The 18,957-nt window shown below is 70.0% G+C and carries 25 protein-coding genes and 1 other RNA gene; 12 read left to right on the top strand and 14 right to left on the bottom strand.

The window, feature by feature from the left end; genetic code table 11:
- The first annotated feature begins 50 nt into the window (after positions 1–50).
- Positions 51–1,058 carry an adenosine deaminase gene (locus tag VGN74_RS12950; protein ID WP_327448849.1) on the top strand — a complete coding sequence of 336 codons (1,008 nt, stop codon included), beginning with the start codon at positions 51–53 and terminating at the stop codon, positions 1,056–1,058.
- Here VGN74_RS12950 and tkt read toward each other — a convergent pair.
- On the bottom strand, positions 1,055–3,004 hold the full coding sequence (tkt, locus tag VGN74_RS12945; protein WP_327449500.1) for a transketolase: 1,950 nt from the start codon (positions 3,002–3,004) through the stop codon (positions 1,055–1,057). The genes VGN74_RS12950 and tkt overlap by 4 nt on opposite strands.
- 140 nt (positions 3,005–3,144) lie before the next feature.
- Here tkt and VGN74_RS12940 point away from each other — a divergent pair, with 140 nt between their 5' ends.
- The 6 genes from VGN74_RS12940 to VGN74_RS12920 all read left to right on the top strand — a co-directional run bounded on the left by VGN74_RS12940 (position 3,145) and on the right by VGN74_RS12920 (position 6,032).
- Positions 3,145–3,372: a hypothetical protein gene (locus VGN74_RS12940; RefSeq protein ID WP_327448847.1), complete on the top strand. Its 228-nt coding sequence runs from the start codon at positions 3,145–3,147 to the stop codon at positions 3,370–3,372.
- Entirely contained in the window at positions 3,372–3,686 is a 315-nt protein-coding gene (locus VGN74_RS12935; RefSeq protein WP_327448845.1) for a cell division protein ZapA, read from the top strand. Before VGN74_RS12940 ends, VGN74_RS12935 begins: the two co-directional genes overlap by 1 nt.
- A 51-nt stretch (positions 3,687–3,737) precedes the next feature.
- Positions 3,738–3,900, top strand: a non-coding RNA gene (gene ssrS / locus VGN74_RS14605) — 6S RNA.
- A gap of 88 nt (positions 3,901–3,988) precedes the next feature.
- The gene (locus VGN74_RS12930; RefSeq protein WP_327448843.1) at positions 3,989–4,537 is read left to right on the top strand and encodes a 5-formyltetrahydrofolate cyclo-ligase; all 549 of its coding nucleotides are present in this window, start codon (positions 3,989–3,991) and stop codon (positions 4,535–4,537) included.
- A complete protein-coding gene (locus tag VGN74_RS12925; RefSeq protein ID WP_327448841.1) occupies positions 4,534–5,358 on the top strand; it encodes a TIGR00282 family metallophosphoesterase in 825 nt (274 codons plus the stop codon). The genes VGN74_RS12930 and VGN74_RS12925 overlap by 4 nt, the downstream gene beginning before the upstream one ends.
- 74 nt (positions 5,359–5,432) lie before the next feature.
- Positions 5,433–6,032, top strand: a complete 600-nt coding sequence (locus tag VGN74_RS12920; RefSeq protein ID WP_327448839.1) for a class I SAM-dependent methyltransferase — start codon at positions 5,433–5,435, stop codon at positions 6,030–6,032.
- Positions 6,033–6,050: 18 nt separating this feature from the next.
- On the opposite strand, the gene purL is transcribed toward VGN74_RS12920, so the two are convergent.
- Positions 6,051–8,270, bottom strand: a complete 2,220-nt coding sequence (gene purL, locus VGN74_RS12915) for a phosphoribosylformylglycinamidine synthase subunit PurL (protein ID WP_327448837.1) — start codon at positions 8,268–8,270, stop codon at positions 6,051–6,053.
- 92 nt (positions 8,271–8,362) lie between these two features.
- Between purL and VGN74_RS12910 the strand changes: the two genes are divergently transcribed.
- Complete coding sequence (locus VGN74_RS12910) at positions 8,363–8,557, top strand: hypothetical protein (RefSeq protein ID WP_327448836.1); 195 nt, start codon at positions 8,363–8,365, stop codon at positions 8,555–8,557.
- Positions 8,557–8,868: a Tat pathway signal protein gene (locus VGN74_RS12905; protein WP_327448834.1), complete on the top strand. Its 312-nt coding sequence runs from the start codon at positions 8,557–8,559 to the stop codon at positions 8,866–8,868. Before VGN74_RS12910 ends, VGN74_RS12905 begins: the two co-directional genes overlap by 1 nt.
- A 21-nt stretch (positions 8,869–8,889) precedes the next feature.
- On the opposite strand, the gene VGN74_RS12900 is transcribed toward VGN74_RS12905, so the two are convergent.
- From VGN74_RS12900 to VGN74_RS12885, 4 genes are all read right to left on the bottom strand, one after another.
- Complete coding sequence (locus VGN74_RS12900; RefSeq protein ID WP_327448832.1) at positions 8,890–10,575, bottom strand: alpha/beta hydrolase; 1,686 nt, start codon at positions 10,573–10,575, stop codon at positions 8,890–8,892.
- Between the two features lie 72 nt (positions 10,576–10,647).
- Complete coding sequence (locus VGN74_RS12895) at positions 10,648–11,457, bottom strand: hypothetical protein (RefSeq protein WP_327448830.1); 810 nt, start codon at positions 11,455–11,457, stop codon at positions 10,648–10,650.
- Between the two features lie 85 nt (positions 11,458–11,542).
- Complete coding sequence (gene purQ, locus VGN74_RS12890) at positions 11,543–12,205, bottom strand: phosphoribosylformylglycinamidine synthase subunit PurQ (RefSeq protein WP_327448828.1); 663 nt, start codon at positions 12,203–12,205, stop codon at positions 11,543–11,545.
- 50 nt (positions 12,206–12,255) lie between these two features.
- Positions 12,256–12,486 (bottom strand): hypothetical protein, encoded by a 231-nt coding sequence (locus VGN74_RS12885; protein WP_327448826.1) that lies wholly within the window; start codon positions 12,484–12,486, stop codon positions 12,256–12,258.
- A gap of 179 nt (positions 12,487–12,665) precedes the next feature.
- Here VGN74_RS12885 and VGN74_RS12880 point away from each other — a divergent pair, with 179 nt between their 5' ends.
- Positions 12,666–12,863 (top strand): hypothetical protein, encoded by a 198-nt coding sequence (locus VGN74_RS12880; protein WP_327448824.1) that lies wholly within the window; start codon positions 12,666–12,668, stop codon positions 12,861–12,863.
- Between the two features lie 2 nt (positions 12,864–12,865).
- On the opposite strand, the gene VGN74_RS12875 is transcribed toward VGN74_RS12880, so the two are convergent.
- From VGN74_RS12875 to purC, 5 genes are read right to left on the bottom strand one after another with little or no spacing between them, the layout of a single operon-like run.
- A complete protein-coding gene (locus VGN74_RS12875; protein ID WP_327448822.1) occupies positions 12,866–13,330 on the bottom strand; it encodes a YbhB/YbcL family Raf kinase inhibitor-like protein in 465 nt (154 codons plus the stop codon).
- Between the two features lie 50 nt (positions 13,331–13,380).
- Complete coding sequence (gene purS, locus VGN74_RS12870; RefSeq protein WP_327448820.1) at positions 13,381–13,614, bottom strand: phosphoribosylformylglycinamidine synthase subunit PurS; 234 nt, start codon at positions 13,612–13,614, stop codon at positions 13,381–13,383.
- Positions 13,611–13,895 carry a virulence factor gene (locus VGN74_RS12865; protein ID WP_327448818.1) on the bottom strand — a complete coding sequence of 95 codons (285 nt, stop codon included), beginning with the start codon at positions 13,893–13,895 and terminating at the stop codon, positions 13,611–13,613. The genes purS and VGN74_RS12865 overlap by 4 nt, the downstream gene beginning before the upstream one ends.
- Positions 13,895–14,107, bottom strand: a complete 213-nt coding sequence (locus VGN74_RS12860; RefSeq protein ID WP_327448816.1) for a hypothetical protein — start codon at positions 14,105–14,107, stop codon at positions 13,895–13,897. The genes VGN74_RS12865 and VGN74_RS12860 overlap by 1 nt, the downstream gene beginning before the upstream one ends.
- Positions 14,107–14,865: a phosphoribosylaminoimidazolesuccinocarboxamide synthase gene (gene purC, locus VGN74_RS12855; protein WP_175359483.1), complete on the bottom strand. Its 759-nt coding sequence runs from the start codon at positions 14,863–14,865 to the stop codon at positions 14,107–14,109. The genes VGN74_RS12860 and purC overlap by 1 nt, the downstream gene beginning before the upstream one ends.
- Before the next feature lie 261 nt (positions 14,866–15,126).
- Between purC and VGN74_RS12850 the strand changes: the two genes are divergently transcribed.
- Positions 15,127–15,450 (top strand): DUF1476 domain-containing protein, encoded by a 324-nt coding sequence (locus tag VGN74_RS12850; protein WP_327448813.1) that lies wholly within the window; start codon positions 15,127–15,129, stop codon positions 15,448–15,450.
- A 52-nt stretch (positions 15,451–15,502) separates the two neighbouring features.
- Here the strand turns inward: VGN74_RS12850 and VGN74_RS12845 are convergent, their stop codons facing one another.
- From VGN74_RS12845 to purB, 3 genes are all read right to left on the bottom strand, one after another.
- Positions 15,503–16,054: a fasciclin domain-containing protein gene (locus VGN74_RS12845; protein ID WP_327448811.1), complete on the bottom strand. Its 552-nt coding sequence runs from the start codon at positions 16,052–16,054 to the stop codon at positions 15,503–15,505.
- A gap of 170 nt (positions 16,055–16,224) precedes the next feature.
- On the bottom strand, positions 16,225–16,812 hold the full coding sequence (locus VGN74_RS12840; RefSeq protein ID WP_327448809.1) for a fasciclin domain-containing protein: 588 nt from the start codon (positions 16,810–16,812) through the stop codon (positions 16,225–16,227).
- Between the two features lie 127 nt (positions 16,813–16,939).
- Positions 16,940–18,241, bottom strand: a complete 1,302-nt coding sequence (gene purB, locus VGN74_RS12835) for an adenylosuccinate lyase (RefSeq protein ID WP_327448807.1) — start codon at positions 18,239–18,241, stop codon at positions 16,940–16,942.
- 51 nt (positions 18,242–18,292) lie between these two features.
- On the opposite strand from purB, the gene VGN74_RS12830 reads away from it, so the two are divergent.
- Complete coding sequence (locus VGN74_RS12830; protein ID WP_327448805.1) at positions 18,293–18,955, top strand: glutathione S-transferase; 663 nt, start codon at positions 18,293–18,295, stop codon at positions 18,953–18,955.
- Positions 18,956–18,957 lie beyond the last annotated feature (2 nt).

Below are 18,957 nucleotides of genomic sequence, written 5' to 3'. Positions count from 1 at the left end.
TGGACGGCCCGCGTCGACACGGGCAGGCTTTGCGCCACGAGGAGCCCGCCATGACCGATCTCGACGCCTTCATCGCCGGCCTGCCCAAGGCCGAGCTGCACCTGCACATCGAGGGCTCGCTGGAGCCGGAGCAGATGTTCGCCTTCGCCCGGCGCAACCGGGTCGATATCCCCTTCGCGGATGTGGAGGCGGTGCGGGCGGCCTACGCCTTCTCCAACCTGCAGGACTTCCTCGACATCTACTACGCCGGGGCCGAGGTGCTGCGGACGGAGGAGGATTTCCACGACCTCGCCCTCGCCTATTTCCGCCGCGCGGCGGCGGACAATGTCCGCCACGCCGAGATCTTCTTCGACCCCCAGACGCACACCGACCGGGGCATTCCCTTCGCCGTGGTCGCCGACGGCCTGCTGGCCGGCATGGCCCGGGCCGAGGCCGAGCTGGGCGTCACCTCGAAGCTGATCCTGTGCTTCCTGCGGCACCTGGATGAGGAGGCCGCCTTCGCCACCCTCGCCTCGGCCGAGCCGTGGCTGGACCGGATCGTCGGCGTCGGGCTGGATTCGTCGGAAGTCGGCCATCCGCCGTCGAAGTTCGAGCGCGTCTTCGCCCGGGCCCGCGACATGGGGCTGAAGCTGTGCGCCCACGCCGGGGAGGAAGGCCCGCCGGCCTATGTCCACGAAGCGCTGGACCTGCTGCGCGTGGACCGCATCGACCACGGCAACCGGGCCATGGAAGACGAGGGGCTGATCCGACGGCTGGCGGCCGAGGGCATGACCCTGACCGTCTGTCCCCTGTCCAACCTCAAGCTCTGCGTCGTGCACGACCTGACGACCCACCCGGTGCCGGAGATGCTGCGGCGCGGGCTGCACGTGACGCTGAACTCGGACGATCCGGCCTATTTCGGCGGCTATGTGAACGACAACTACCGGGCGCTGGCCAAGGCCGTCGGCCTCGGCCGCGGCGACCTGGCGCGCATCGCCCGCAACAGCTTCGAGGGCTCGTTCCTCGGCGAGGCGGACAAGGCCGCCCGGCTCGCCGAGGTCGACGCCTATGTGAGCTAGAGCCGGGCCTTGACCTGATCGACCACCGCCGCGGCGGTGATGCCGAACTTGTCGTAGAGGATCTCGGCCGGGGCCGAGGCGCCGAAGCCGGTCATGCCGACGAAGCCGCCGTCCTCGCCGATGAAGCGCTCCCAGCCCTGGCGAATGCCGGCCTCGACCGCCACGCGGACCGTGCCGCGGCCGATCACCGCCGCCTGGTAGTCGGCCGGCTGGCGCTCGAACAGGGCGAAGCAGGGGACGGACACGACCCGCGTCGGCACGCCCCCGGCCTCCAGGGTCTCGCGGGCCTTGAGCGCCAGGGGCACCTCGGTGCCGGTGGCGAACAGGGTGGCGCGAGCCTCGCCCGACGCCTCGCGCAGCACATAGGCGCCGCGGGCCGACAGGTTCTCGCTGGCGGCCTCAAGGCGCACGGCGTCGGTCTTCTGGCGCGACAGGGCCAGGGCCGAGGGCGCGGTCTTGCTCTCCAGCGCCGCGCGCCAGCACTCGAAGGCCTCGACCGTATCGGCCGGACGGAACACCAGCAGGTTGGGAATGGCCCGCAGGGCGGCGAGGTGCTCGACCGGCTGGTGCGTCGGGCCGTCCTCGCCGACCCCGATGGAGTCGTGGGTCAGGACGTGGACCACGCGGATGCCCATCAGGGCCGCCAGACGGATCGACGGGCGGCTGTAGTCCGAGAACACCATGAAGGTGCCGGCGTAGGGGATCACCCCGCCGTGCAGGGCCATGCCGTTCATGGCCGCGGCCATGCCGTGCTCGCGGATACCCCAGTTGATGTAGCGCCCCTCGTAGTCCGGGGCGTCGAACGTCACCGTGCCCTTGACCAGGGTGTTGTTCGAGCCGGTCAGGTCGGCCGAGCCGCCGATCAGCTCGGGGATGGGCTCGAACAGCTCGGCCAGGGCGGCGCCCGAGGCGGCGCGGGTGGCCTGGGCGGGCGGCGAGGCGATCAGCGCCTTCAGGCCGGCGTCCCACCGGTCAAAGGCGTCAGCCGGCAGGTCGCCGGCCATGGCGCGGGTGAAGTCGTCGGCCAGCGGCGAGGTCTTGAGCCGGGCTTCCCAGGCCTTGCGATCCTTCGCGCCGCGCCGGCCGATCTTGCGCCAGGCGGCCTCGATCTCCGCCGGCACGTCGAACGGGCCGTGGGTCCAGTCCAGCGCCGCGCGGGTGGCCGCCACCTCGGTCGCGCCCAGCGCCGCGCCGTGGGTCTTGTGGCTGCCCTCCATGGTCGCCGCGCCCTTGCCGATGCGGGTCTTGCAGGCGATCAGGGTCGGCTTGTCCTGCTTCGTGGCCCACTTCAGGGCGGCCTTGATCTGCGCCATGTCGTGGCCGTCGATGGCCTTGAAAGCCCAGCCGGCGGCCTTGAAGCGGCCCTTCTGGTCGGTGGCGTCCGACAGGGACACGGCCCCGTCGATGGTGATGGCGTTGTCGTCCCACAGCACCGTCAGCTTGTTCAGCCTGTAGCGGCCGGCCAGGGCGATGGCCTCCTGGCTGATGCCCTCCATCAGGCAGCCGTCGCCGGCGATGACCCAGGTGCGGTGGTCGACCAGATCCTCGCCGAAGTGGGCGGCCAGATGCCGCTCGGCCATGGCGAAGCCGACGGCGTTGGCCAGGCCCTGCCCCAGCGGCCCGGTGGTGGTCTCCACCCCCGGCATGTGGCCGTACTCCGGGTGGCCGGCGGTGCGCGCGCCCCACTGGCGGAAGTTGGCCAGCTCCTCGCGCGTCGCCGCTTTGTAGCCGGTCAGGTGCAGCAGGGCGTAGATCAGCATCGAGCCGTGGCCGGCCGACAGGATGAAGCGGTCGCGATCGGCCCAGTCGGGGCGCGAGGCGTCAAACTTCAGGACCTTGGAGAACAGTACCGTGGCGACGTCGGCCATGCCCATTGGCATGCCGGGGTGGCCGCTCTTCGCCGCCTCGACGCCATCCATGGCGAGCACGCGGATGGCGTCGGCCATCTGCTGGGGGGTGGCCTTGGCGGGCTTGGAGCGATCGGACACGGCGGTTCCCCAGTCGGTCGGCGGCGTTTTTGCGGAGGCGCGCGCTTTACCGCGACCGCGCGTCGGGTTCTATACGGAATCTGGAGGAGGCGATCCCGATGGCCGACGCCGCCGACGCCGCAAGGCAGAGACTGGACCGCGCGCTCGCCGAGCTGGAGCGCAAGACCCGCGACCTGAAGGCGCGCGCCGCCGTGCCCGCGGACGACCTGTTCGCCGGCGTGCCCGCCGCTGCGGACCCCGAGCTGCGCGCCGCCGCCGAGGAGGCGCTGGCGACGCTGACCGCCGCCGCAGATGAGGTGCGCGCCGTGCTGGAAGCGGAGGGCTGATGGCCACGGTGACGGTCGAGGTCAACGGTCGCCCCTACGCCGTTGGCTGCGCCGACGGACAGGAAGAGCGGGTGGTGGCGCTGGCCCGCCAGTTCGATCAGCACGTCCGCACGGTCGCCGGCAGCGTCGGCCATGTCGGCGACCTGCGGCTGTTCCTGATGGCCGCCCTGCTCGTGGCCGACGAACTTCAGGAGGCCAGGGCCGCGCTCGCCAACGGCGGCGGCGAAGCCCCGGCGGCGGATCCCGACGCCGGCCTCGCGGAGGTGCTCAACGCGGTGGCCGCCCGCATCGAGAAGATCGCCGCCGGGCTCTGAGCCCATCGCCATTGTTCCGCCGCCGGCCTCCGCCTATCTTGCCGACCGGCGGGTCAGCTGTGGCTCACGTCGAAGGCAACATATCCTCGCGGCCTTAATTCACTCGAAGGGATCTGTCCCTGTCTGGCCCCGTGGGGCCGGGTACACGGAGCCCACCTGGTTATCCAGGCTCGAGAGGATTTAAACCGTCCTTCACGGCTCTCATGGCGCCGCCAACCCCGCCTCTGTCCGCATCGCCCCTGTCCGCATCGCCCCTGTCCCCATCGCTTGAGCCGGGCCGTTCGAGCCTTCATCCTGACGACGTGACGACACCCCCGGACAAGGCCGAGCTCCGCGCCGCGATGCGGCGGCTGCGCAGGACGCTGGCCGCGCCGGAAGCGGCTGGCGAACTGGCGGCGAAAGCCGGCGCCCTGCCCCCCGGCGAGGTCGTCGCCGTGTATCGGGCGATGGGATCGGAGCTGGACCCTGAACCGCTGGCCCTCGCCCTCGTGCGTCAGGGACGGCGGCTGTGCCTGCCCGTGGTCGTCGACCGCGCGGCGCCGCTGGTCTTTCGCCACTGGTCGCCGGGCGATCCGCTCGAGCCCGACGCCGCCGGCTGTCCCGCCCCCCTGCCGCTGGCGTCGCAGGTGATCCCGGATCTGGTGCTGACTCCGCTGCTGGCCTTTGATGCCGCCGGCGGGCGACTGGGCCAGGGCGGAGGCCACTACGACCGCACCTTCGCCGCCCTCCCTGGAGCGCTCCGGGTCGGCCTCGCCTTCGCCGGCCAGGAGGTCGACCACCTGCCGCTGGAACGACATGACATTCGGCTGCATGGCGTTCTCACCGAGAGGGGCTATAGAGCCTTTCCATGAGACTGGCCTTTTTTGGCGACGTCATCGGCAAGTCCGGCCGCGACGGCGTGAGCGATCATCTTCCCCGCCTGAAGCGCGACCTTCAGCTCGACTTCGTCGTGGTCAATGCCGAGAACGCCGCCGGCGGCTTCGGCATCACCGAGCACACGGCCAACGAGCTGTTCATGGCCGGGGCCGACTGCCTGACCCTCGGCAATCACAGCTGGGACCAGCGCGAGGCCCTGACCTACATCGTCCGTGAGCCCCGCCTGCTGCGGCCGCTGAATTACCCGCGCCTGATGGACGCGCCGGGCGCGGGAGCCAACCTGTTTGAAACCCCGTCAGGCCGCACGGTTCTGGTCATGAACGTGCTGGGCCGGGTGCACATGGACCCGATGGATGACCCCTTCGGCGCGGTCGAGAAGGAGCTGGCCGCCTGCCCGCTCGGTCTCGCCGCCGACGCCATCATCGTCGACATGCACTGCGAGGCCACCAGCGAGAAGATGGCGATGGGCCACTTCTGCGACGGCCGCGCCTCGCTGGTGGTGGGCACCCATACGCACGTGCCCACCGCCGACGCCCAGATCCTGCCCGGCGGTACCGCCTTCCAGACCGACGCCGGCGGCTGCTGCGACTACGATTCCGTCATCGGCAACGAGAAGGAAGAGCCGCTGAGGCGCTTCACCACCCGCATCAGCGGCGGTCGCTATCAGCCGGCCAGCGGTCCGGCCACGGTCTGTGGCGTGTTCGTCGAGACCGACGATCGCACCGGCCTCGCCACCCGGATCGAGCCGATCCGCGTCGGCGGACGTCTGAGCCAGGCGGTGCCGACGCTGGCCTGAAGCCGCGCCAACCGGGGTCGCCGGATCGGCGAAGGCGCGGTAGGCTGTCGCGTCCTCAGCCCGGGAATGCGACCATGTCGACCGCAGACGTCCTCGCCATAACAGACGCCCCCACCGCCGCAGACCTGAAAAAGGTGCTGCACGTCGGGTGCGGGTTCCCCAATCCGAACAAGCTGTTCTCCTGGTTCCGGGGGCCGGAGTGGAAGGAAATCCGCCTCGACATCAATCCGGACGTCCAGCCTGACATCGTCGGCACCATGACCGACATGAGCGCGGTCGAAAGCGGTTCGATGGATGCGGTCTGGTCGTCCCACAACATCGAGCACCTCTACCAGCACGAGGTGCCGGTCGCGCTGGGCGAATTCCGTCGGGTGCTCAAGCCGGGCGGACGCATCGTCATCACCTGCCCGGACCTGCAGTCGGTGGCGAAGCTGGTGGCCGAAGGCAACCTCGAAGGGGTCGCCTACACCTCGCCCGCCGGTCCGATCATGCCGCTGGACATTCTGTATGGCTACGGCCGCTCCATCGCCAATGGCAACGTCTACATGGCGCACCGGACCGGCTTTACCGATCAGACGCTCGCGAGGGCGGCGCAGAACGCCGGCTTCGACCGCATCCAGTGCAAGCGCGGCAATGACTTCGACCTCTGGCTGGTGGCCCACAAGCCGGGCTAACCGGAGGCGCGGTCAGGCTCAGCTGCGAGGGCCGTCCATCCAGGTCGGCATCCAGCTTTCGTGCATCTCGCGCAGGTGCGCCAGAGGGATGCGGAACAGCTCGCCCTTCGGCCCGGCCGAGGCGAAGTCCGTCCCGCCCGCATGGCCGACCACAGAGGCGTGCAGCCCGGCTTCGCGCGCAGCGTCGAGCAGGGTCTGCGGCGTCGAGGTGGCGACGAGGTAGCGGGCCTGGTCCTCGGCGAACAGCAGCACATGGGCGTGGGCCGCGCTGGAGGCGTCCAGCACCACGCCGCAGTCCGACGCCAGCGCAAGATCGGCCGCCGCGCCGACCAGGCCGCCGTCGGACAGGTCATGCACCACCGTGAGCTCGCCGCCCTCGATCAGGTCGCGGACGAAATCGCCGGTCTTGCGCTCCAGGGCGAGATCGACCGGCGGCGGGGCGCCGTCCTCGCGGCCCAGCACCTCGCGCAGATACAGGGAAGCGCCCAGCTCGCCCGCCGTCTGGCCGATCAGGACCAGGGTCTCGCCCTCAACCATGCCGCCGAAGCCGCAGACGATGTCGTAGTTCTTCAGCAGGCCGACGCCCCCGACCGTCGGGGTTGGCGGAATGGCGACGCCATTGGTCTCGTTGTAGAGGCTGACATTGCCGCTCACGACCGGGAAGTCGAGCGCGCCGCAGGCCTCGGCCATGCCGTCGATAGCGCGGACGATCTGCCCCATGATCTCGGGCCGCTGCGGGTTGCCGAAGTTCAGATTGTCGGTGATGGCGATCGGCCGGGCGCCCACCGCCGTCAGGTTGCGCCACGCCTCGGCCACCGCCTGCTTGCCGCCCTCGTAGGGGTCGTTCTGCACGTAGCGCGGGGTGCAATCCGAGGTCACCGCGAGGCCCTTGTCAGTCCCGTGCACCCGCACCACGCCGGAGTCGGCGCCGGTGGCCGAGTCCTGCAGGGTGTCGGCCATGACGTGCCGGTCGTACTGCTCCCAGATCCAGCGCTTGGACGCCATGTCGGGACAGGTCAGGACCTTCAGGACCGCGTCCGGCCAGCTCTCCGGCGCGGGCACATCCTGCGGGTCGAGGCGCGGATGCAGGGTCGGCTGCACCCACGGCCGGTCGTACAGCGGCGCGTCGTCGAACAGGGGCGCCAGCGGCACGTCGCAGACCGTCTCCCCATGGTGCTTGAGCACCAGCCGGCCGGTGTCGGTGGTCTGGCCGATCACCGCAGCGTCGAGGCCCCACTTGCGGAAGATGCGATAGCCATCCTCCTCGCGGCCGGGCTTCAGCACCGCCAGCATCCGCTCCTGGCTTTCCGACAGCATCATCTCGTAGGCCGTCATGCCCTCCTCGCGCTGGGGCACGGCGTCCATGTTCAGCTCGATGCCGACGCCGCCCTTGCCGGCCATTTCCACGGACGAAGAGGTCAGGCCGGCGGCGCCCATGTCCTGGATGGCGGCCACGGCGCCCGAGGCCATGAGCTCCAGCGTCGCCTCGATCAGCAGCTTCTCGGCGAAGGGGTCGCCGACCTGCACCGTCGGGCGCTTCGATTCGGATTCATCGTCGAACTCGGCCGACGACATGGTGGCGCCGTGGATGCCGTCGCGCCCGGTCTTGGAGCCGAAATAGACCACCGACAGGCCCGGCGCCGGCGCGGCCGAGTAGAAGATGCTGTCGGCCCGCGCCACGCCCACGCACATGGCGTTGACGAGGATGTTGCCGTTGTAGCCGCGGTGGAAATTGGTCTCACCGGCCACCGTCGGCACGCCGACGCAATTGCCGTAGCCGCCGATGCCGGCGACCACCCCGGCCACCAGCCGCCGGGTCTTTTCATGACCGACATCGCCGAAACGCAGGGCGTTCAGCAGGGCCACCGGTCGCGCGCCCATGGTGAAGACGTCGCGCATGATGCCGCCCACGCCCGTCGCCGCGCCCTGGTAGGGCTCGATGAAGCTGGGGTGGTTGTGGCTCTCCATCTTGAAGATGCAGGCGTCGCCATCGTCGATGTCAATGACCCCGGCGTTCTCGCCAGGACCGCAGATGACGCGCGGCCCCTTGGTCGGGAACTTGCCGAGGTGGATCTTCGAGGACTTGTACGAGCAGTGCTCGGACCACATCACCGAGAACACGCCCAGCTCGACCTGGTTGGGCTCGCGGCCCAGCCGGTCCAGGATCACCTGGTATTCGTTCTCGGCCAGGCCGTACTCGGCGGCCAGTTCGGCCATGGTCTTGGGGGCGGTGCTCATGGCCCGCGCTTCTAGCCGTGAACGGGCCGCGTGTCAGCCGCCCGGAACCGGCGAGGGGCGGCGCGGTTGATGCCGGCACAGGAGACGCCGCCATGACCGACCAGCCCATCGACACCCCGCAAGAGATCGAGGACCTGCCGGGCGAATCCCCGGACGACACTCCGCCGGCGGAAGCCCCGGACGAGGGCGAGCCGCAGATCGCCGCCGATGACGCCGGCGCCTCGGCGATGATCGAAGACCCGCAGCCCGAGGTCGACAGCGACAGGGACGGGAACGAGGCCGCCTGATGCCCCGCACGCCCAACCTCACCCAGGCCGCGCCCGCGCGGCAGCAAATGGATCGCTCGAACGATCCCGAAGAGGCGCGCGCCATGGAGGCCGCCGCCCCGGCGGCTGCCATGGCCAGTCGCCGACAGCGATTCGCCGGCGCCGCAACCGGGGTCGGCAGTGTCGGCTTCCGGGAAAGCGGGGCCTTTGACGTGGGCGCCGGCAACCGGGAAGGCGTGATCAATCCGGACCCAACGTCGGATCCCGCCCCGGTGACGGGGCCGGCGCCGGGAGCTGCCGACCTTCGGCGGGATAGCGGGAATGATCAGTAGCCCCGCCGGGCACGCCGAGGTCTAGCGGACGCGCACCTCCACGCGCCGGTTCCGCGGCTCCGGCGCGTCCGCCGGCGCCTCGACCGTCGGGCGAGCCTCGCCCCAGGCCTCGACCACGATCCTGTCCGCCGGCACGCCCAGGGCGACCAGCGCAGCCGCGACCGCTTCGGCGCGTGCGCGCGCCAGCCGAAGGTTCGCCTCGGACGGTCCGGCGGCGTCCGCATGGCCGTCGACCCGGACCTCGGGCTCGCCGCCGGCGCGCCAGCGCTCGACCCAGGCCGCGAGGGCGGCCAGCCCTTCAGCGCTGATCTCCGACGACCCGCTGTCGAAGTAGATCAGCGCAGCCGGGACGACGACCGGCGGCGGCGGCGGCGGCGGCGGCGGGGGCGCTACTGGCGGGGGCGGCGGAGGCGGCGGCGGCGCAACTGGCGGCGGCGGCGGGGCCTCACCACGGGACGGCGGCGCATCCGGGGCCCTCCGGCGGCGCAGGGCGCAGTCGGCATCCGTAGCGGCCCCGTCCGCCCGGGTGCGGAAATAGACCGGCCCCTCCGGACGTCCTTCGAACCGGGCCGCCAGCAGGGCGCGCACCTCGATCGGCTGGTCCGCCAGCGCGCAGCGGATGTCGTTCAGGATGAAGGGATTGTCCGAATAGTAGGCGTGGCCGGCGCCGTAGAGCGCGCTCGACACGGACGTCGCATCCACGGTCAGATAGTTGTCGACCTCGCGGATCCAGGGCCGGTCGCGATTGGTCTGGCCCAGCCGCGGCGTCCGGTTCAGCACCCGCGAGACCCACAGCGCGGCGTCGCGGTCCGAGGCGTAAAGGGTGACGTTCGGCTCCAGGACATCGAGCTTGCCGGCGACGATGCCGAACACATCGCGCTCGATGTCGGCGGCGGCGAGGATGATGCGGAACTCGGTCTGCCGGGGCGACGGCGACGCCAGGCGGCGTTCGGCGTAGTCCTCCAGCGCCTGGGTCAGCACCCGGTTGCCCATCGAGTGGGCGACGATGTTGAGCCGGTCCGGCGCAACCTCCTCCAGCAGCAGGTCGAGGAAGGCCAGCAGGTGCGGCACGGCGGCGTCCGCCGAGGCCTGGTCGGCGAAGTAGGCCCAGGGGGTGGTCGATCCCCGTGACGGCCAGGTGAACAGAACCGGCGCGCCGGGGTCGAAACGGGCGTCGTCGCGCAGGTCGACCGCGAGCTGGGCCGATCGCACGAGCGCCGACTCGAAGCCGACGCTGAAGCCATGCACGAACAGCAGGATCGACCGCTCGCCGCGGGTCTGGTCGACCGCTTCGTCCAGTTCGGCGATGAAGCGCTCGCGGCCCTGCGCCGTGATGCGCGTGATCATCACATAGCGCTCGAGCGCTTGGGGGTCTTCCGGCGGCGTCCCGCTCAGCACCGGCGTCTCGCCGCGCTCGCGCAGCGTCCCGTCGATCTTCAGCCGCGGCAGCCAGACGTCGGCCCGGCCGAGCCTCAACTCCCCGGCGTCGCCCGGCGCGACCCGATCGACGTCGACCTCCCCCGCCCCCGCGGCCCGGGCGTCGAGCACGCGGTTCGAGCCGTAGAACACCCGCACGCAGGTCACGTCGGCGTCGAAAGCCTCGCAATCCGTCCCGAAGGACGTGGGATGTCTCAGCGTCGTGGGGGCGCAGGCCGCCAGCCCGAGCACCAGCGCCAGACCCATGGCCGCCCCGAACAGACGCTTCATGTCAGCCTCCCCGACCCGCACCCCTTCCGCGGTACACCGGCGTTCGGCGGGGGTCCACCCGCGGCCGGCGGATCAGGCGCTCCGTGGCGCCCGACGCAGGCCGAGGCCGAAGATCACGGCGCCGGCGAACACGATCGCCGCGGCGGCAAGAGCGACATAGGCGAGCGTCGGATTGCGCGTCTGCTCCGCGACGAACGCGCCGAGCAGGCCCCATGCGATCGGCAGCGGATAGGCGGCGAGCCGCGTGCGGGCGGTCACCGCCAGCGCCAGCAGGGTGACGCCGGCGATGGCGAGGCTGGCCCAGCCGGTCGGCGGCAGGGCCGCGGGCAGGTCGCCGTTGCCGGTCGCCACGGTGATCAGATTGACCGGGGCGGCGATGCTGAGCCAGCCGGCCAGAAGGGCCAGCGGCGTCACCGTCAGCCAGCGGTCGCGGTCGCCAGCCGGCAGGGAGCGGATCACCGCCGCATGGCGCAGCATCGGGATCAGCAGCACCACCGCCGAGCCGACGATCAGCACGATGGTCATGACTTCCCAGTCAAACGCGGCGGCCAGCACCCACCAGCCGATACCCAGCAGGGCGAGAAGCGACGGCCAGCCAAAGGCGCGCAAGGTCGCGGTCTCGCGCGCGCCCGGCAGCAGCTGGCGCACCGCATAGGTCAGCAGGCCGAGATAGATCAGCCCCCAGATCGAGAAGGCGTAGCCCGCCACCCGCAGCGTACTCGCGCCATCGGCGGCGAATTCGGCCGGCGACTGACCCCAGCCGAGGGCGATCTGGCCATAGCTTATGGTGACCGCGAAGAGCGCCGCCGCCAGGATCAGCAGCCGACGCAGGCCGTTGCGGGGCGGATCGCCCAGCGGGGTGTCCGGGGTCACTTCGGTCATGGCACGCTCCATCTGCCGGTCCGTCACAGCAACGCTTGAAGTGGGACCGGGTTCAGCCGCCGCAAGGCCGACGCGACGCCGCGCCTCAGGCCGCCGCGAAGATCGACCGGAACAGCACCGCGCCGTCGGCCGAGCCCAGCTCGGCCTCGAAGGCGCGGTCCGGGTGGGGCATCATGCCCAGCACATTGCCGCGGGCGTTCTGCAGGCCGGCGATGTCGTTGACCGAGCCGTTGGGGTTGTCGACGTAGCGGAACACCACCTGCCCCTCGCCCTCTATGCGGGCCAGGGTCTCGGCGTCGGCGAAGTAGTTGCCGTCGCCGTTGCCCTGGGTCATGACCACCTCGCGCTGGCCCTGGTAGCCGGCGGTGAAGCGGGTCTGGGCGTTGGCGACCTCCAGCGTGATCGGCTTGCAGACGTACTTCAGGCCCGCGTTGCGCAGCAGGGCGCCCGGCAGCATCCCGGCCTCGCACAGGATCTGGAAGCCGTTGCAGATGCCGACCACGGCGACGCCGTCGTCGGCGGCCGTCTTCACCGCCTGCATCACCGGAGACTGGGCCGCCATGGCCCCGCAGCGCAGATAGTCGCCATAGGAGAAGCCGCCGGGCAGGACGATCAGGTCCAGCCCCTTCGGCAGCCCGGTCTCCTGGTGCCAGACCATGTGGACCTGCTCGCCGGTGGAGCGTTCCACGGCGACCTTGCAGTCGCGATCACAGTTGGACCCGGGGAAGACGATGACGGCGGCGCTCATGCCGCGGGCCTCTAGCAGGGTTGCGCGCCGAAGTCAGCGTCCCACGCCATTCAGTGCGCAGGTTCCGTCAATCCCAGACGACGCTCGATGCGATCTACGCGCTGTTCGATGCTGCCGAGCCGCGAATAGATGACGCTGATGTCCTGCTGCATGGCCAGTTGGTGCCCGCGAATGGCCTGAAGCTCGAGCTTCACCTCGCCGAGCGTGAGGTCCATGCGCTGTGTCTGCTGCTGAATGGACTTCAGCACCTCGAACATCAGCTCATTCGTGACCTGCGCCATAAGAGGAGGATAGCACCCCGCCAACCGGCGGCCAAACCGGGAGCCGTCGCCGTTGACCTGCGCCAATGTGCGTGTGCCCGTGCCCCAACAGGGGGCGATCGTCGGAACGCCCTCCGAGGACCCGGCATTGCCATATCGGCGTTCTTCCAGCACTCTGGCGACGACGCAGGAGATCCATCATGGCAACGCAAAACGGACGCGGCGCGGTGTGGGCAGCGGGCGTCATCCTGCTGGTCGTCGCCGCGCTGAATTTGGCCTATGGCCTGTATCGTACGACCCAGGGCCTTGAGCTGAACACCGCCCAGCTGGCCATGAGCGCCGCTGCGGCCGGGATCGCCGCTGTGCTGCTGAGCCGGGGCAGAAAATCCGGCGGCTGAGCTCAGCCCCGGTTCTCGTAGACCCCGGTCAGCTGCGCCTTCGCCAGGGTGTGGAAGTGCAGGTTGAAGCCGAACTTCGCTCCCGAGTCCTCCGGCGTCACGTCCAGCCGCTCCACGTCCACGGCGAAAACCGTGAAGATGTAGCGGTGCGGGCCGTGGCCGGCGGGCGGGGCGGCGCCGCCGAAGCCCGGCGGGCCATAGTCGGTGCGCCCCTCGACCGCTCCGGCAGGGACAGGCCCGCCGGGCGGAAGCTCGGTCACATCCACCGGGATGTTGGCCACGGTCCAGTGCCAGAACCCCGAGCCGGTCGGCGCGTCCGGGTCGTAGCAGGTGACGGCGAAGCTCTTCGTGCCCGCCGGCGCGCCCGACCACTTCAGGTGCGGCGAGCGGTTACCGTGGGCGTAGACCAGGGCGTCCGGCAGGGTCTCGCCCTCGCGGAAGTCGTCAGAGGTCAGGGTGAAGGTCATGGGGCCAGCTCCTGGAACTCAAATCACAACGAGGCACTTCGGACGCGGGTTCACTCCACCTCGATGCGGTAGCTCTCGATCACCGTGTTGGCGAGCAGCTGCTCGCACATCTTTTTCGCCTCGGCGGCGGGATCCTCGACCCCGTCCAGATCGAACTCGATCAGCTTGCCGACCCGGGCGTTGGCCACCCCGGCCCAGCCCAGCCCCTGCAGCGCGCCCTCGACGGCCTTGCCCTGGACGTCCAGAACGCCGGGCTTGAGGAAGACGTGAACGCGGACTTTCATTGGTTGCTCTTCATAAGGGGGGTGAAGTCGGACCAGTCCTCGACCCGGAAACCGCGAATGTCAGTGACGCAGTCGGGGAACCAAGGCATGGATTTCAACGCGGCGATAGCGGCGAAGAGGTTGGTGAGGTCGCCGTCCTCATTCAGGTAGACGCTCTGCTGAACGCGGCGAAAGCCATAGCGACCGACCGTCCGCTCCACATCCCGATAGGCTTGTCGCAGGCTCTTGGGATGCAGCAACGCGGTCTGATGCCAGTCGAGGTCGAGCGCGATGGCGAACATCAGGCGATCGGATCGCTTTCGACCTCGGCGAGGGCGAACTCAAAGATGTCGTCCTCATCGACCTTGCGGGCCTTGGCGGTGTCGCCGTCGATGGAGAGAACTTCATAGACAGGGCCAATGCCCGCGATGCGCCGGAAACGACTGGCGGTCGCGAGATCGACCGGCCGTCTGAACTCGACCGACTCCTCTTCGAAGCCGTCGTGACCGTTCATCAGTGCAGCCCCCCCTGAATCACCGTCGGCATGTCCTTCATGATGCCGAGGCGACGGGCCACCTCGGCATAGCTCTCGATGACATTGCCGAGGTCGCGGCGGAAGCGGTCCTTGTCCAGCTTCTCGCCGGTCGCGACGTCCCACAGACGGCAGCTGTCGGGGCTGATCTCGTCGGCCAGGATGACGCGGCTGAAGTCGTTCTCCCACACCCGACCGAACTCGATCTTGAAGTCCACCAGGGTGATGCCGACGGCCCCGAACATGCCCGACAGATAGTCGTTCACCCGGACCGTCATGGCGAGGATGTCGTCGATCTCCTGGGTCGTGGCCCAGTTGAACGCCGTGATGTGCTCCTCCGTCACCATCGGATCGTTGAGCTCATCCTTCTTGTAGTAGAACTCGATGATCGAGCGCGGCAGGGGCGTGCCCTCCGGCTGACCCAGCCGGGTGGCCAGCGAACCGGCGACGATGTTGCGGCAGACCACCTCCAGCGGGATGATCTCGACCTCGCGGATCAGCTGCTCGCGCAGGTTCAGCCGCTTGATGAAGTGGTTCGTCACCCCGATGCCGTTCAGCCGGGTCATGATGAACTCGCTGATCTTGTTGTTCAGCACGCCCTTGCCTTCCAGCGTCGCCTTCTTCTGGGCGTTGAAGGCGGTGGCGTCGTCCTTGAAATACTGGATCAGCGTCCCGGGTTCGGGCCCCTCGTAGAGGATCTTGGCCTTGCCCTCGTAGAGCTTCTTGCGCTTGACGTTCATTCGGCGGTCCCATGCGGGGAGAGGCGGTCCGAAACAAAAACCGCGCAGGCCGAAGACGCGGGTCTCGGCGCGGCGCGGTCCGGAATCGGGCGGCGTGGGTCTCTGTCGCCGTCTATTCTAGACGAACCCTCGCAACCGCACAAACCGCTGCCCGGAACGCTGCGACGGACGCGACCGTTCGCGTCATGTTGCGTTCATCCCGGCACCGGCTATAGAGGCGCGCCGGTCCCTTCAGGATCGCTGACGGAGCTTGCGACGCCTATGACCACCTTCGACGATCGGGAAAAGGGCTTCGAAGCCAAGTACGCCCTCGATCAGGACCAGGAGTTCAAGGCCGTCGCCCGCCGCAACCGCCTGCTGGGCCTGTGGGCGGCCGAAAAGATGGGCCTCTCGCCCGAGAGCGCCGAGGAATACGCCAAGGCCGTGGTCCGCGCCGACTTCGAGCAGCCGGGCGAGGAAGACGTGTTCCGCAAGATCGACCAGGACTTCCGCGGCGCCGGCCTGCAGGTGTCCGAAGGCGAGATCCGCTCCAAGATGGACGAGCTGGGCTCCATCGCCCGCGATCAGATCCGCACCGGCGAGTAAGCCGGTCACGGGCGGGCGCGCCTGACGCCCCCGCCCGCTTCGCCAGACGCGCTCAGTGTCCCGGCGTCATCACGCCATCGATGACGTGAATCACGCCGTTCGAGGCAGCGATGTCCGTCGCCGTGATCCAGAAGGTCTCGCCCTGGCTGTCGGTCAGGCGCAGCCGTCCACGCCCGGCGTCCTCGGCGGTGATCCGTCCGCCCTGGACGGTCGTGAGCTCCGCCGCGCCGCCGCCGACCCGAACCGCTGTGGCGAGGTCCCGGGCGCTGATCCGGCCGGGCACCACATGATAGGTCAGGATGCGCGTCAGCGTCCGGCGCTGGCCCGGCTGCGTCAGCCGCTCGACCGTGCCGGCGGGAAGGTCGGCGAAGGCGTCATCGGTCGGCGCGAAGACGGTGAAGGGACCGGGACCGGCCAGGGTGTCCGCCAGTCCCGCCGCGCCCACGGCGGCGGTCAGGGTCGAGAACTGCGGCGCAGCGGAAGCGACGCCGACGAGGGTCGCGGCGGCCTGGGGCCGGCTGGGTCGCTCATGGGCCGCGGCCGGTGCGGCGGCGAGAACCACCGCCAGGGCGGCAGCGGCGAAGACAGGGAAGCGGCGGGTCATGGGACGTCTCCTGAAGGCCTTCCCGGCTGGAAGGCGAACGGAGTTACGCGGCCCTTCGCGGCGGCGACGCACCCGGCGTCATTAAATATTGTTTATTTTCAATGCCTTGAAAGAAAAGGGCCGCACTCCTCGCGGAGCGCGGCCCTCACACACCCTTCTGAAGGCGTGACTCAGTTCGGCATCACGACCGTGTCGATGGCGTGGATCACGCCGTTCGAGGCCATGACGTCCGCCTGCACGACGGTGGCGGTTCCGCCATTCTCGTCGGTCAGGGTGATGCTGCCGTCCGCATTGGCGCGGGCGGTGAGGGTGCCGCCCTCGACCGTGGTCAGGGTCGCCTGACCGCCGCCGGCGGTGATCTGCTCGGCCAGGGCCGCGGCCGACACATTGCCCGGGACGACGTGATAGGTCAGCACGCCGGTCAGGGCGGTGCGTTGCTCGGGCTGCAGCAGAGCCTGCAGGTCGGCCGCCGGGATCTTCTCGAACGCGGCGTTGGTCGGAGCGAACACGGTGAACGGGCCGGCGCCCTGCAGCGTCTCGACCAGACCGGCGGCCTGGACGGCGGTCACCAGGGTGGAGAAGTCGGCGTTGCCCGAGGCGACGGCGACAACGTCGCCGGCCGGGGTCGCGGCGGCGTCCGCGGCGGCCTCTTCGGCGGCCGGGGCTTCAGCGGCCGGCTCGGCGTTGTTGCAGGCGGCGAGGCCCATAAGGGCGGCGGCGGACACGGCGACGAGCGCGCGGGCGCGGGTGATCTTCATGGCGTCTCTCCTGGACATGCCCCCCGAAGAGCGGGGCTGCTGCAGGTAACGTCGGATCACGCTTTCGGGATGCATCCGTGAGGTCGCGTGCGTCAGCCCGCCGCAAGGGTCGCAGTCGCCCCCTCGATCAGCTCCGCCCGAACACCCGCTGGAACACCGTGTCCACGTGCTTGGTGTGGTAGCCCAGATCGAACAGGGCCTCGAGCTGGTCGTGCGGCAGGGTCACGCGCGCGTCGGCCTTGAGGAAGTCGAGGAAGACCCCCTCCCCGCGCCACACCTTCATGGCGTTCTCCTGCACCGCCGCATAGGCGTCCTCGCGGCTGACGCCGGCCTGGGTCAGGGCCAGCATGACCCGCTGCGAGAACACCAGGCCGCCCAGGCGATCAAGGTTGCGCTGCATGTTCTCCGGATAGATGAGCAGGCGCTCGACCACCCCCGCCAGCCGGTGCAGGGCGAAGTCGAGGTGGATGGAGGCGTCGGGACCGATGCCGCGCTCCACCGAGGAGTGGCTGATGTCGCGCTCGTGCCAGAGGGCGACGTTCTCCAGCGCCGGCGTCACCGCGGAGCGCACCAGCCGAGCGAGGCCCGTCAGGTTCTCGGTCAGGATCGGGTTGCGCTTGTGCGGCATGGCCGACGAGCCCTTCTGGCCCTTGTCGAAGAACTCCTCGACCTCCAGCACTTCGGTGCGCTGCAGGTGGCGGATCTCGGTGGCCAGACGCTCGACCGAGCTGGCCACCACCCCGAGGGCGGCGAACCAGGCGGCGTGACGGTCGCGCGGGATCACCTGGGTCGAGACCGGCTCGACCGCAAGGCCCATCTTCTCGGCCACATAGGCTTCCACCGCCGGATCGACGTTGGCGAAGGTGCCGACGGCGCCGGAGATGGCGCAGGTGGCGATCTCCTCGCGCGCCGCCTCCAGACGACGGCGGGCGCGCTGGAACTCGGCGTGGAAGCCAGCCAGCTTGAGGCCGAAGGTCACCGGCTCGGCGTGGATGCCGTGGCTGCGGCCGACGCAGACGGTCATCTTGTGCTCGAAGGCGCGGGTCTCGAGCGCCTTCAGAACCCGGTCGACGCCGGCGATCAGCAGATCGGTCGAGCGCGCCATCTGCACCGCCAGACAGGTGTCCAGCACGTCCGACGAGGTCATGCCCTGGTGCAGGAAGCGCGCCTCGTCGCCGACGATCTCCGCCACATGGGTCAGGAAGGCGATGACGTCGTGCTTGGTGGTGCGCTCGATCTCGTCGATGCGGTCGGCGTCGAACACCGCACCCTCGCCCTTGCGCCAGATGGCGTCGGCAGACTCCTTGGGAATCACGCCCAGCTCGGCCATCTTCGTGGCGGCGTGCGCCTCGATCTCGAACCAGATGCGGTACTTGGTGTCCTGCGACCACAGGGCGACGGCTTCGGGGCGGGCGTAGCGGCTGATCATGGCGGCCCGTAAAGGCGCGGTCGCGACGCGAGTCAAGGAAAGGCGGCCCCAATGCGGCTCATCATCGGCAACATGATCTTCTCGACCTGGTCGCTGCGGCCCTGGCTGGTGCTGCGCAAGGCCGGGCTGGACCCGGAGCTGGTCGAGGTTCCGCTGTACGGCGAAGGCTGGAAGGCGCGGCTTCTGGAGCTGTCGCCAACGGGCAAGGTGCCGCTGCTGGAGGTGGACGGTCAGCTGATCCCGGACTCCCTGGCCATCTCCCTGTGGTGCGCCGACCGGCATCCGGACAAGGGCCTGTGGCCGGCCGATCCGGCCGCCCGGGCCCAGGCCTTCGCGGTCACCTGCGAGATGCACTCGGGCTTCACCGCCCTGCGCACCGAGGGGTCGATGGGCATGGACGCGCACAGCGTGCTGCACACCATGTTCGGCCCGGACCGGGCCCCGCCCCCGTCGAGCCCGTCGGTGGCGGCGGATGTCCGGCGGCTGGTCGAGATCTTCCGCGAACAGCGCGCCCGCTTCGGCGCCTCGGGTCCCTATCTCTTTGGCGACTGGTCGATCGCCGACGCCTTTTTCACCCCGGTCGCCACCCGCATCCGCCACTACCAGATCGACCTCGCCGCGCATGGGGATGACGGCACGGCCGCCGCCTATTGCGCCACCCTGCTGGCGGACCCGCTGGTGCAGGCGTGGAAGGCCCGCGCCGGCGTGATCTGACT

The sequence above is a fragment of the Brevundimonas sp. genome (assembly GCF_035998205.1).
Classification (GTDB): Bacteria; Pseudomonadota; Alphaproteobacteria; order Caulobacterales; family Caulobacteraceae; genus Brevundimonas.
The sequence above is the reverse complement of the archived record's forward strand: the minus strand, read 5'-3'. Positions and strand labels throughout refer to the sequence as shown.